Annotated in this window: 12 protein-coding genes and 2 tRNA genes; 6 read left to right on the forward strand and 8 right to left on the reverse strand. The window is 36.9% G+C overall.

The window, feature by feature from the left end:
* Nucleotides 1-158: 158 nt before the first annotated feature.
* The 3 genes from AC1VS3_RS04730 (at nucleotide 159) to AC1VS3_RS04740 (ending at nucleotide 4,366) form a co-directional block, all read left to right on the forward strand.
* A complete protein-coding gene (locus AC1VS3_RS04730; protein ID WP_008687437.1) occupies nucleotides 159-734 on the forward strand; it encodes an N-acetylmuramoyl-L-alanine amidase family protein in 576 nt (191 codons plus the stop codon).
* Nucleotides 735-1,219: 485 nt separating this feature from the next.
* Nucleotides 1,220-3,253, forward strand: a complete 2,034-nt coding sequence (locus AC1VS3_RS04735; RefSeq protein ID WP_008687438.1) for a UvrD-helicase domain-containing protein — start codon at nucleotides 1,220-1,222, stop codon at nucleotides 3,251-3,253.
* Nucleotides 3,254-3,748: 495 nt separating this feature from the next.
* Complete coding sequence (locus tag AC1VS3_RS04740) at nucleotides 3,749-4,366, forward strand: HAD family hydrolase (RefSeq protein WP_008687439.1); 618 nt, start codon at nucleotides 3,749-3,751, stop codon at nucleotides 4,364-4,366.
* A gap of 276 nt (nucleotides 4,367-4,642) precedes the next feature.
* On the opposite strand, the gene AC1VS3_RS04745 is transcribed toward AC1VS3_RS04740, so the two are convergent.
* Nucleotides 4,643-4,718 (reverse strand) — tRNA-Asn (locus AC1VS3_RS04745).
* Between the two features lie 3 nt (nucleotides 4,719-4,721).
* Nucleotides 4,722-4,797 (reverse strand) — tRNA-Glu (locus AC1VS3_RS04750).
* A gap of 234 nt (nucleotides 4,798-5,031) precedes the next feature.
* Between AC1VS3_RS04750 and AC1VS3_RS04755 the strand changes: the two genes are divergently transcribed.
* A complete protein-coding gene (locus AC1VS3_RS04755) occupies nucleotides 5,032-6,027 on the forward strand; it encodes an asparaginase (RefSeq protein ID WP_008687440.1) in 996 nt (331 codons plus the stop codon).
* Between the two features lie 460 nt (nucleotides 6,028-6,487).
* Here the strand turns inward: AC1VS3_RS04755 and AC1VS3_RS04760 are convergent, their stop codons facing one another.
* Genes AC1VS3_RS04760 through AC1VS3_RS04780 form a run of 5 tightly spaced genes read right to left on the reverse strand, consistent with a single transcriptional unit; the run spans nucleotide 6,488 to nucleotide 11,345 of the window.
* Nucleotides 6,488-7,171, reverse strand: a complete 684-nt coding sequence (locus tag AC1VS3_RS04760; protein WP_008687442.1) for a response regulator — start codon at nucleotides 7,169-7,171, stop codon at nucleotides 6,488-6,490.
* A gap of 12 nt (nucleotides 7,172-7,183) precedes the next feature.
* Nucleotides 7,184-8,677: a DUF4118 domain-containing protein gene (locus tag AC1VS3_RS04765; protein WP_008687445.1), complete on the reverse strand. Its 1,494-nt coding sequence runs from the start codon at nucleotides 8,675-8,677 to the stop codon at nucleotides 7,184-7,186.
* A gap of 26 nt (nucleotides 8,678-8,703) precedes the next feature.
* A complete protein-coding gene (locus AC1VS3_RS04770; RefSeq protein WP_008687446.1) occupies nucleotides 8,704-10,203 on the reverse strand; it encodes a TrkH family potassium uptake protein in 1,500 nt (499 codons plus the stop codon).
* A complete protein-coding gene (locus tag AC1VS3_RS04775) occupies nucleotides 10,200-10,871 on the reverse strand; it encodes a potassium channel family protein (RefSeq protein ID WP_008687447.1) in 672 nt (223 codons plus the stop codon). The genes AC1VS3_RS04770 and AC1VS3_RS04775 overlap by 4 nt, the downstream gene beginning before the upstream one ends.
* Nucleotides 10,872-11,345 carry a potassium channel family protein gene (locus AC1VS3_RS04780; protein ID WP_418547839.1) on the reverse strand — a complete coding sequence of 158 codons (474 nt, stop codon included), beginning with the start codon at nucleotides 11,343-11,345 and terminating at the stop codon, nucleotides 10,872-10,874.
* Between the two features lie 270 nt (nucleotides 11,346-11,615).
* Between AC1VS3_RS04780 and AC1VS3_RS04785 the strand changes: the two genes are divergently transcribed.
* The gene (locus tag AC1VS3_RS04785; protein WP_008687449.1) at nucleotides 11,616-12,152 is read left to right on the forward strand and encodes a DUF1836 domain-containing protein; all 537 of its coding nucleotides are present in this window, start codon (nucleotides 11,616-11,618) and stop codon (nucleotides 12,150-12,152) included.
* Nucleotides 12,153-12,266: 114 nt separating this feature from the next.
* Nucleotides 12,267-12,500 (forward strand): hypothetical protein, encoded by a 234-nt coding sequence (locus AC1VS3_RS04790; RefSeq protein ID WP_008687450.1) that lies wholly within the window; start codon nucleotides 12,267-12,269, stop codon nucleotides 12,498-12,500.
* On the opposite strand, the gene AC1VS3_RS04795 is transcribed toward AC1VS3_RS04790, so the two are convergent.
* The gene (locus AC1VS3_RS04795; protein ID WP_008687451.1) at nucleotides 12,466-13,311 is read right to left on the reverse strand and encodes a metallophosphoesterase family protein; all 846 of its coding nucleotides are present in this window, start codon (nucleotides 13,309-13,311) and stop codon (nucleotides 12,466-12,468) included. The two genes, AC1VS3_RS04790 and AC1VS3_RS04795, sit on opposite strands and share 35 nt — an antisense overlap.
* Between the last annotated feature and the right edge of the window lie 36 nt (nucleotides 13,312-13,347).

Here is a 13,347-nt window from a genome sequence, read left to right on the forward strand (position 1 = left end):
TTCGATGTGTTTATATCCTTATTTACCTCTTGCTTTTATTATAACAGTCGGATGAAAAAAGAACATGTATTTTTCTGCATTCTTACATGCAGTCTAGGCAACTATACCAGACCATTTCACTCACTTTACATACGATAAGAAAGAAAAGAGGGAAATTTATGGCGATTAAAATTTTTATTGATCAAGGACATAACATAGGGAACGTCAATGCAGGAGCAAGTGGAAATGGAGTCGTGGAGGCAGAGGTAACCTATTGGGTCGGGATTTATCTGGCTGCTTTGTTATTTGCCGATTCCAATTTTGATGTTCGAGTATCCAGACGTACCTTAGATACAGTGGTAGGAACCGATCAGAGTTCTTCCTTACGTGCGCGTGTCGATATGGCCAATGATTGGCCGGCAGATTATTTTATCAGTATCCATGTGAATTCTAATCCCAATCCAGCTATCAATGGAACAGAGGTATATGTATATTCATTAGAATCTACAGCAGCTGAATTGGCTCATGAAGAACTAGATTCTATTGTTGCATTTGTTGGCACTAAGGATAATCTGGTAAGAGCAAATCCTTCATTATATGTATTGCGTAGAACAGCTATGCCGGCAATCTTAGTAGAACTGGCATACCTTAGCAATCCTCAGGATGCGGTGAAACTTAAAAATGAACAGTTCCGTTTTGCCTTTGCCATGTATATTGGTTTGTTGAATTACTTTAATTTACCTTATGAATTATAGAACTATACAACATCCTTACTTTAATGCTACCCAAAGGATAAATATAAAAGTAACTTACGAAAGGAAGCCTAGAATGATTTGTAAGGAAGAATTTTAACCTACCATCATCCCATTAGGAACCCCATGTGTTAAATTCAGCTATTCTAAAACACCGAGTACTTTGTCATGAGGATCGTTTTCAAAAACATCGTTTATATCATGTCATGAGTCTTGATATGCAACTATAACATAGAGCCATCTGCATAGGTAAGAAAAAAGTGTAGAAATGTTTGGTTAATCAGCAAGGTGGGTATCGTCTAAAGGGTAAATTTAGATGTATAGAAGAAAAAAAACAGGGAAAGATGCAGATGAAGATATAACGAAAAGACTGTAAGAGGTTACACTTGGAAAGTAGTAAAAAAGCAGAAAAATAGTTGGAAAATGTTAGATATTTAAGGGATTATACGTTATAATGTTTTACTGTAAGAATTTGAAAAGGTGAGTGTATGACAGAAGTAGAATTTTTAGAAGAATATGATCTAAAACTGGATGAACAACAGGTAGCTTTATTGACGTTGCAGCAACATCCAATGCTTGTGAAAGGTAAATCAGGGAGTGGTAAAACATTCCTTTTCTTGAGCCGTATTGCTTACCTATTGAAGAGTGAGATGGCGCAAAAGGAAGAAATGCTGAATATTGTTTATGATAAACGTATGGCAAAAGAGATGACGAAACAGTATCGCTTCTATTTTGGGGATGATGGTGAAATACCATCTTTTGTGGATATCTATAGTTTTGCTTATGCGCTGATTCGTCGTCATTGTGAAGCAACAGGAAGATTGTTACCTAAGGCTTATCGTGATATGAGCAGTGTGATACGTCGTTTATGTAAGGATATGTTTGCCATTACCTTAACAAAGGAACAATGCAGCGAAGTAATGGGGAAGATCAGTGAATGTCGCAATTTGATGATGCCGGAAAAACAGATATCAGAAATCATGATAGCGGATAGGAAGAACCTTGATTTTCTTGCGTTATACAAAGAATATGCAAAGTTCAAGGATAAAAAAGATATTTATGATTATGATGATATTTTAGCCGTTGCTACGGAGATTTTAGTAAAAGATACGGTGCTATTAGAAGATGTGAAAAAGCATTGTCACTTTGTTCACGTGGACGATGCTCAGGAACTGAGTTTTCTTGCGCATATGTTATTAAAGATGGTTTCATCTTCAACACATGAGTTATTCTTATGTGCCGATATGGATGTTTCCATTGCCCAGCATAGAGCTGCTTATCCACAGGCTTTAGATGCCTTTACACAGACCTATGCCAATGGGGAAATCTTAACCAGAAATGGTAATTATCGTAATAATGCGACAATTACAGATGCCTGCAATCGTTTTTATTATAAAGATAAGGAAGGTCTGCAAAGTATCTCACAGGAAACATGTGAATTAAAGTTTAAAGGTTTTGCGGATCTATCTAAATTATATGCCTATGCCTTGAAAAAGGTAGAAGAAGACGAAGAGGAAACGGCTTTTTTATACCATGATTTTGCAATGGCAGTACCTTTGATTGAATTATTTAAAGAAAAAGGTATTTCATTCAGTTATCAGGGCAATATGAAGCATTTCTTACAAGATAAGTTTGTTAGAGATATGTGGAACTTTATTGAATTATTAATAGATCCTAGAGATATGCGAGCTTTTTATGAGGTATATGAAGCCATGGGGTTGGATATCTCGAAACGTGTTTTATTAGAAGTCAGTGAACGTTTAAAAGCAGATGAAGCGGTAGATGTATATCAGGCACTTATGGAAAGCAGCTATAAACAAGCAGGTAAAAAGAAATTAGCGTCCTTAATGGAACGGATTCGCATGGCTGAAAATAAATCTACTTTGGATATGGTCATCTTCATCAAAGAGAAAATGGGATATAATGAAACCTTACGCAAAGAAGGTATCGCTATGAATGCTCCTGTTATTTTAGCTTTTGAGATACTGGCACAGCGATATGAAGATCCGGATGAATTCCTATATCATTTAGGTGCATTAAAAGATTATCAGGCAGATCCTATCAGTCGTATCACGATTTGCTCTTTAGCGGATGCAAAAGGTTATGAATATGATCGTGTATGCATTTTAGATTGTATCCGTGGGATTCTTCCTCAAAAAGAAGATAGTCAGAAAGAGCGAATGCTGTTCTATCATGGAATGACAAGAGCGAAGCATGAATTGGAGTTTTTTGCCAGCAAGCGTTGTACGACACATCGTTTGGAAATATCTCCTTATCTGTATGAACTACATGAAAAGATGGAAGAAGAAAAAAGAAATGAAACAGCGACAGTTGCAACACCTACTGCCAAAAAACTGCGACTGACTTCTCTTAAACGAGGGATGATGATTCGTCATGTGCAGCTTGGTGAAGGAAAAATCATGAAAATTGCGGATGGCATGATGCATGTGAAATTTGCGGATGGTCTTAAGCAGATGAATATGAAGTTATGCATTGCGAATAAATTGATAGAGCTATGCTAAATCTATAGAGATGAAGAAGGTGTGTGTTCTCTGAAAATTAAGTTTTGCTTATGAAGGTGGGACACAGCTAAGTAATTAGGAGGATGGATATCCTAATTGGTTTAGGCAAAGTCCTCTAAATAGGTAAGAAGCAGGAAATAGTCCTATGGCGATTGAAAAGGTAAGGCTATTAGGAATTTACAGAGAACTCATCATTAAGTGATACCCTATAAGATAGACACGATAAAAAAGCGTGCTAAGCTTATAGGGTTTTTTTTGTATTAAAAGAAAGGGATGATAAAAAGAAGGGAACAATCAAAAGCAAATAGAAAAACTTGCTAAAGCTAACTATGTTAGATATCAAAGGAAAAGCATGTGGTATTTACGGATGAAGTTAAGCCTTTGGTGTTATAAGACTAGAAGATGATGAAAACTTTTAAAGGTGAAGAAAATATTTACAATGATCATAAAGAAGAAAAACCGTGTTACACTTAACACATATGAGGAGGAAAAGGGATGAAGGAACAACATATAATTTTTGATTTAGATGGTACGCTGATTGATAGCGAAGAGGCTGTGCTAAAAACGTGGCAGCAGACATTACTAGCTCAGGTGAATAGATATTTTACATTAGAAGCGTTGCGTGTGGTTTTAGGCATTACCAGCAAAGCTGCTTTAAAGATATTGCAAGTGGATGTAAAGGATGATTTTGAACAATATTGGATCAAGCAATATGAACGATTCGCAAAAGAAATGAAGTACTTTGATGGTATGGAAGATATGCTTAGGGAACTGACACAAAGAGGATGCACGTTAGGCATTGTCACTTCTCGCACTAAGGAAGAATATGATCGATATTTTACTCCTTTCCAGTTCAATAAACGATTCTCAATTATACTATGTGCGGATGATACCTCAAAACATAAGCCTGATCCGGAACCACTTTATAAATATTTAGAAGTAAGTGGTGCCGATAAAGCTAATTGTCTTTATATTGGCGATATGTTAACCGATATACGCTGTGCAAAGTCCGCCGGCATGCGCAGTGGTTTCGCAAATTGGAAACAGTCGAATATAACTGGTGAGGCCGATTACATCTTTACCGATCCTAAAGATATTTTATTGTTATTTTAACTTATCGATTGCTTTGTTAGGTACGTGGCTTGAAATAAATCATATCTATTATTTATCAACTATGGGATGAAAGTCATAGCTATTTTGAGATACGTGAGTTACAATATAAAGAATGCTACCTTAATCGCACCTCTTTATCACTTATGAGTACTTTGCGAAGTGCTGATGCGTCTTATACGAGCATCCTCTTACAAAGGAAGGTCACAGATTCATTCATTGGTATGTACAAATCGTATGCACAAAAAAAGCCTTCCATAGAAGGCTTGCTTTGTTATATGGCGCCTTAAACAGGACTTGAACCTGTGACCTGCCGGTTAACAGCCGGATGCTCTACCAACTGAGCTATTAAGGCACATGGTGACGCGTACGGGATTCGAACCCGTGAGTGCATGCGTGAAAGGCATGTGAGTTAACCGTTTCTCCAACGCGCCACAATCTATTTATCGCACTTCGCAAGTGCCATATTATAATATCATATAGAATATGATAACGCAATACTTTTTTCAACTTTTTTGAAAAATTCTTTTTATAAAATCAAGCAGAAACGGCCATGTCTCAAAGTGCCGATAACCGACATTCATAAAATACGAATATCGAATGAAAAGGAATAGAAGTTTCCCCTTGTTTTAGGTATAATTAAAAAGATGAAAAGGTGATAAAACAATATGAAAAAAATATTATTTTTAACAACAGGAGGAACCATTGCCTCTAGTGAAAGTGAAGAAGGTTTAGTACCTGCTTTAACAAGTGAAGAGTTAATTGGATATTTAGGGCATCATCAGCAATACGCAAAAATTTACTGTGAAGATTTATTGCGCCTAGATTCTAGTAATATGCAACCGGAAGAATGGTTGTTAATAGCGAAACGTATTTACGAAGTTGTACCAGAATATGATGGTATTGTATTGACGCATGGTACAGATACCATGGCATATACGGCAAGCGCTTTATCCTTTATGTTGGAAAATCTCCCCATCCCGGTCATTGTGACAGGTTCACAATTGCCCTTACAACATCCCCTCAGTGATGGTGTTGACAATATTCGCTGTGCGTTTCATGCAGCTATGCAGGATGCTTTAACAGGTGTATATGTTTGTTTTAATCGTCAGCTGATTCTTGGCACCAGAGCGGTTAAAGTAAGAACAATGCATCTAAATGCATTTGAAAGTGTAAATGTTCCGCCAGTTGGTTTAGTTAGCGCTAGAGGCATGACGCTACAACAACCATTACTGATACATCCTCGTGGTAAATTTAGACTCAATGAAACATTATGTGAGCAAGTATTTTTGTTGAAACTAACTCCAGGAATCAATCCTGATATCTTCGATATGTTGTTACAGATGAATTATAAAGGCGTGGTTATTGAGGCTTTTGGTGCAGGTGGGATGCATTTTGAACGCCGCGATCTGATCCAAAAACTAGAAATGATGGTAGAAAAAGGCATTAGCGTAGTTGCATGCAGTCAATGCCTTTATGAAAATAGCGATTTCTCCATCTATCAAACGGGACAGAAAGTATTACAAAAAGGTGTGATACAAGGCTTAGATATGACAAGTGAAGCAGCGCTCACAAAATTAATGTGGGCATTGGGAAAGAGTCAAGATCCAAAAGTGGTGAAAGCTTTATTTGAAACCAATTTGGTAAACGAAATCACGCTATAATCAAAAAAGCGATATAATATGCTAATTTTTCTTATTTTATGATACATGTAAAAAGCATAGTTGAATGAAGGATAGTCATGCTTAAGGCTTTTTAATCATCTAAGATGGAAAAAAGCGTGTTATTTATCGCTTTTTTTATGCTGTACTTGTTTCATATAAGGAAGGGAATACCTTATAGGATACATGATACTTCAGATTTATCGTTTCTTAACCTCACCTTAATGCGCTTTCGCAAATCCTAACAGCACATTGATGACTTTTTCGTTAAGATAAAGGTGTAAAAAGGAAGGCGATCATGATGCTAGAAATTATCGGTAGTGTAATAGGTGTGTGCGTAGCCGCCTCTTTGATTTCTATCATATATAGTATAATGAAATCTGTCATCGATACCAAACCATCGCACATGAAATAAGAGAAATAGGATGAAAATAAAGAGCTTTTTTGTGTATTCACCTACTGCTTATGATTCTACAAAACGATATCCTACACCGACTTCCGTGATGATGTAGCGAGGATGGGCACTGTCCTTTTCGATTTTCCTACGAATATTTGCCATAAAGACTCGCAAGGATTGTGAATCCTCAGTTGTGCTATATCCCCAAATCTTACGAATAATAAAGCTATGTGTTAAAACTTTACCGGCATTTTCAACTAATAATACGAGTAATTTATATTCAATAGGCGTCATATGAATTTCTTTATCCTCAACAAATACTTTATATTTCTCAAAATCGATTTTCAATGTATCCATCGTAAATACTTTTGTCTTGATAACATCACTTGTTTTCTTGCGTAAAGCTACTCGCACACGTGCTAATAACTCATTTATATGAAATGGTTTCGTGATATAATCATCCGCTCCATGATCCAAAGCTTCCACTTTTTCCTGTTCCTGTCCACGTGCAGATACGACTAAAATCGCAACCTCACTCTGTGCGCGTATCTGAGAAAGTACCTCCATTCCATCAATATCAGGAAGTCCTAGGTCCAGTAAGATCAAATCAGGGTTATCTGTCATATATAAGGAAATGCCTTCAATACCTGTTTCAGCGCTGATAACTTTATAATCCTTTGTTTCTAATGAGATACGTAAAAATCGCTGAATACTTTTATCATCTTCTATCAATAATATTTTATCCTTCATGGAAATTCCTCCTTACAAGTAAAAACCCAATATTGCACCATGACCGTCTGCTCTATTATGAGCGTAAATGGTTCCTCCATGTGCTTCGATAATCGCTTTGGAAATGGATAAGCCTAGACCAACACCGCGTTTTGCGTCTGAACGTTCACTTTTCGTTGTCACAAAACTGTCAAAAAGTGTATCGATTATGTTATCAGGAATGCCATTGCCATCATCACTCACTTCAAAACAGGCTTTTCCTTTCTTTTGTGTATAATAAATATCAATATGGGAAGTTGGTTGTGTATGTTTGATTGCATTATCAATAAAATTAACCAGCACTTGTATAATGAGCTGTCCGTCCATATTTACTAATTGTATTGTTTCAGGAAGATGAGCAGAAAGGGTATGACTTCCTTTGCGTGATTCACAGCGTTGTAAAGCTTCGCAAATAATATCATCTACAACTTCATAATGCTTGCTCAATAACAAACGACCATCTTGAATACGCGTCATATTTAACAGGTTTTCTACTAATTGAGTTAGCCACTGAGCATCATTACTGATGCTTTTCATCAGCTTTTTTTTCATTCCAGAGTCAAAAACATCATCATTTTCTAACAATACGGCACTCGAACCAGCGATATTCGTTAGCGGTGTACGCAAATCGTGTGATAATGAACGTAGTAAATTATTGCGTAGTTTCTCTTTTTCAATAGCAATGCGGCTTTGTTCCTGCTGTGCATATAATTGTTCGCGTTCTAAAGCCATAACCATTTGTGCAATCAGCGTATGAATGAATAATTCATTTTCTTTAGTAAGCTCTGGGGTATGAGAAATAGCATATACGCCAAGTATTTCTTCACCATGGCATAGTGGATGATAGCTCCATTGTTCATTGCCATTTATGGCAGTAGCATGTCCGCAAACTTTTTGATGTTTATAGCACCATGCGGCAAGCTCGTCAACAACATGTAATGCCAGAGGCATAGCAGCATCCTGATAACGTTGCAGCTGTTTACTTTTTTCATCATAATAGTATAAGACACTTATGATATTTTGATTTTCATAAAGAGCATGTATAGTATGCATGAAAATAGTTTGGATTCCTGAAAGATTTAAAAAGGATTTGGATATTTCATAAAAGGCCAATGTCTGTTGCTCATTATAGCGAGCAATCGCCGCATGCTTTTGCAATTTTCCCATTAAAATATTCGTGATGATGGAAACAATGAGAAAGATGATGATGGTGATGATATAATTCGGATCATGGATATGCAGGGAATATAACGGCTGGGTAAAGCAATAATTAAAGGTGATGATACTGATGAAGCTAGAAGCGATGCCCCATACCAGCTGTTTCGTTTCGATGACGATAAAAAGGACACCCAGCAAATAAATCATGATGATATTTTCGGTACGGATATGCAGTTCGACAAAGAATAAAGAAACAAGTGTGCATATAAAAATGATTGCTGTGGTGATAAAGAAATGACGCAAAAGCGTTGTAACATTTTTATTTTTCATTTTCATGACCTCATTATAACAGATTTCTAAGCTTTTTTCAGTGTATGAAGATAGTGATACCCATCTTTACGCAGTCGTAAAATGGCCAGGATGACAACATAAATCTCTAATCTTCCCACAAACATTCCAAAGGTTCCAATCCATAAGATGGCATCAGCAGCATGATAATTCATGATGCCGGTGGATAAGCCGACCGTACTAAGGGCACTGGAAAATTCAAACATGGCATCTTGTAAAGAAAATCCAAAAAGGCTCAATAGCAGACTTCCTAAGAGAAAAATAACCAGATACATAAAGATATAAGTTGAACAGGAAAAGATTTCTGCGGATTCTATTTTTTCTTTGCGTTCTACCTTATAGATCTTATGGGTATAAAGCATTTTTTGGGAATGAAACAGCGAACGAAGATGCCACATGACATGTTTTATCATGACATAAACACGATATTGCTTGATACCTCCCGCCGTAGAACCGATACCTCCACCAATCAGCTGTAAGATGATCATAATAAGCATGAAGGAGGCAGGCAATCCCTGAAAGGAAGACATGGTTTGAAAGCCGGTTGTTGTCAAAGCAGAGATGACTTGAAAGGCTGCCAAACGGAAGCTATCTCCAAATCGATATTGTAAGTTATTAACCAAAAGGAAAGCAATAATTGGAATAGCAAAGGCAATGAGAATAAATTGAAAACGAATCTCACAGTAATAGAAAAAATTACGAAATTTTCCGCGTAATAGAAATAAATGGGCAAGAAAATTAATGTTTCCTAAAATCATCAAGACCATCGTAATAATCTCAATCGAAATGCTGTGGTAATGTGCAATGCTATCGGCTTGATTTGAGAAACCGCCAGTAGATAAAGCACCAATGGAATGGATGATGGCATCAAAGATTGGCATGCCACAGATAACGTATAACAGCACACCGGCACTAATATAACAAAAATAGATGATGAGAATGATGCGAGCACTTTTTATGACATTCGGCAATAGACGATCACTATGACCTTCTGCATTGTAAAGGCGCATACCATATGTATCACTTAATACTGAAAGCATGATTACTACCAACCCTACGCCGCCAAAGAAAAGGATGGTACTGCGATGCATGAGAAATAAATGTGAGGTATGCGTTACATCGACAACGCTTAACCCGGTAGTGCTCCAGCCGCTGGTCGTTTCAAAGACCGCTCTGGTAAAATCATAATGACCGCTTAACATGAAAGGAAATGCGGTAATTACAATGGCAAGCAGCCAACAAGAAACAACAATGACAGCATCTTGATTGCGGGCTAATCTACCTTTTTCCTTGCCACGAATCAGTTGATAGAAAAGAAAACCGACCAAGATACTGATCATACCCGGTAACAGAAAATAGATTGCTTCTTTTCCATCTTGTGGATAAAAGAATAACGTCAGCAACGGTAACAGGGTAATGCCCCCAATCAGCATGCATAGCATACCTAAATAGCCTAGAATCAAACGATAGCCTTGGATAGGCTGTGGTTGTATCGTGACAATCTTCATAAAGAAACTCCTTGAGAAAAGATGGATAATACGCTGTCTTGCGTTTGGGAATCGCTTAGGATAAGCAGCTTATCCTGTTCTAATAATTCGGTATCTCCATTGGGCACGATCATCCGCAGTTTACGTAAGATGCAGCAGATGATGGCATTGGCTGGCATATTGTGTAGATCTTTAATCTTATGATGAATAACCTTACAGTCTTTTGTTAGCAACAATTCACTCATGACAATATTTTCATGTGCTAGCGTAAGCGAATTCACAAGATTTTCAATCGTACTCGCTTGTTCGATGATTTTCGATATCGTATAGGTAGCGGATATCGTGGTATTGACACCAAGTGATCGAAATACCTTAACATTCTTTGGATTGGCAACGGTTGCCACAACTTTTTTCACATGGAAACTTTTTTTGGCATATTGACAGATGGTCAAATTGTCTGCATCACTGGGACGAAGCGCAATTAAAATATCAGCATCCTCAATATCTGCTTCCTCTAAGATGTAACGTTTACAAGGATTACCGGTGATGATGGGAATGTTATATTTCTCAGATAAATAAGCACAATAGCTTTCTTCATCATTGATGACGATAACTTCATGTTGCTTTTCTAAAAGTGAACCAATCAGGAAGTCTGCTTTATTGCGACCTCCGGCTACTACGATTTTCATTTATGCATACATCTCCTTTAATTGAATATGACTGATTCTGATAAATTCTTGCATACTTAATTTTGCCGGATAAATTGCCTGAATATTTGTATCCTTTAACAATTCTTCCTTATCCGGATCATTTAAGCGAATATATACCTGTTGGATATGGAAGATCATGTTGGCAATCTGAGCAATCATACAGTTGACATTATCACTATCAGTAGCAACAACGACGATATCTGCGTTAGCTATGCCACAGCTTTGCAGCATGTCAAGATCACTGGCATCGCCGATAACCTGAAAGCCGCTAAACGTTTCTCTTAAACGGCGAAATGCTTTTTCATCTTTATCAATCACGGTTACATCAAAGCCTTCTTGACTTAAGCTGGAAGCCATACAAGAGCCTAAACGGCCACAGCCGGCAATCAGAATGGATGTGTGTCCATGGTGTTTTATAAATTTCATATACAATACCTTCACTTTCTTTGCCATCATCTTAGCAGATGGGATATAAAGATGGCATGAAGTTCTTATAAAGGATGTTAAGAAAACATAAAGATGCTATAAAGCGAAAAGGGCAAAGGAAAAAGCTGCTTTTATAGGAAAGAAACAGCTGTCGAAACTTAGGATGTAAGTGTTTATTGTATATGGGATGATGCATCTTTTATAAAGGCTTCATTTAGTTTTGAAGTACAGATGTTTTAGCTATTTATATCAATTGACAATTTATTTTGACAATGTTAATATAGAGATGGTGATAAGATGAAAGATGAACAGGGATTTTTAGGTTTTCATTGTCCACGATGGCGAGAGCTGCCGGATATGGATTTATATATGGATCAAGTCGTAACCCTTTTAAACTCCTCCTTGCAGCTGTTTACCCAGCCACATCAAGGGAAACCCATTACAAGTACGATGATCAATAACTATGTCAAACATGGCATTGTCAATGCACCAATAAAAAAGCGTTATATGAAACGCCATGTAGCTTATTTATTTGTTGTATGTATCTTAAAGACAGTGTATTCCATGGAGGAAATCAGTAATCTGATCAGTGTACAGGTTGAAAAATATCCACAGGATCAAGCATACGATTATTTTTGCGCTGAATTAGAATGCTGTCTGACCTGTATTTTTTCGCATAAAAAGGTGCGGCATATTCCAAGTGATGATGAAGGAAGTGCTATCGTAGATTTGATTCGCAATACGATACAATCCATAGCGTATACGGCTTATGTCAGAGAAACGCTGCAGGAACGTTTACTAAAAGTGAATGAACATCCTGTCGATGATAAATAAAGTGTGATAACCAGAGCAATCTTTCTGTATAAGAGAGATGATGGGGAAACACTTTTTTTGTGTTTTCCATTGTGAATTCTTCATATACTGTACTAGCAAGAAGGGGGAATTACGATGAGCTATCTATTCCTGATATGTATAGGAGCAATTGTCATTCTATGCGCCTATGTACAGTATCTTTGGGCGAAGCAACGCAAACGTTATTTATTTTTATTGCCATTACTATTCATTCTTTTAACATTTATCTTTGGTTTTATTTCTTTATTATTTGCCTTCGTACTCATCTTTATTGCACAATTGGCAAGTAAGGAGCCTATTCGTCCATCACATAAACACGGTGGTTGTTGAGAGCAAGAATATAATGCTGTGATGCCATCCATACATGGTTTAAATAATCTCTGGTACGAATCGATAAGAAGTCATGGAAAAGCTGCACTTCATAACCGCAGCCTTTTTGTTTTGCGCCTGTTTCAACATGTTGAAACGCCGGAACATCAATGAAAAAACAATGAGCATACGTTTTTTCACATAATGCTGCATCGTTATGCAAATGCCCACTGAAATAACAAATGTTGGGATACTTGTGTAAGATCATTTTTAACTCTTCTTTTTGTTTTTGACTGTCGCTGTTTACGTAAAGGTCTGAAAGAGGATGATGACAAAAGAGTAAAATGGGTTTTGTTGGGTCATCCTGTTTTAGTTTTTGCCTTAACCATGTTAATTGATCTTGAAATAAGATACCATGCTGCTTTGTGGCAAGTTGGGGATTTAAAACATAGATATGAATCCCATTCCAATATTCATCATAATACACATGTTTATGATGGCGTAGAATCATAGAACGATATAAAGGATGAATATGAATACCGCGGTGTTGTATATTGTAAATATCATGATTACCCAAAGCAATCACATATTGAAAAGGAAATTCCTGTAGCTGTGAAAGGACATTTTTCCACTGAAAAGCATAACCGTTATTTGTAAAATCACCGACGATGGCAACATGTTTCACATCACGCTGCCAAATATCTTCCAATGCCGTTTCTAAATGCAGGTTGCGCCATGGTAAAGTGATATGTAAATCTGCCAAAACATCAAACGTCAGTAAACTAGATTCATTTTGTATACGGTTTTGATACAAAACTTGTGCTTGCTTCATAAGGCATCCTCCTTTTTTCCTAGTGTGGTTGTATTC

The organism is Longicatena sp. (genome assembly GCF_982403165.1).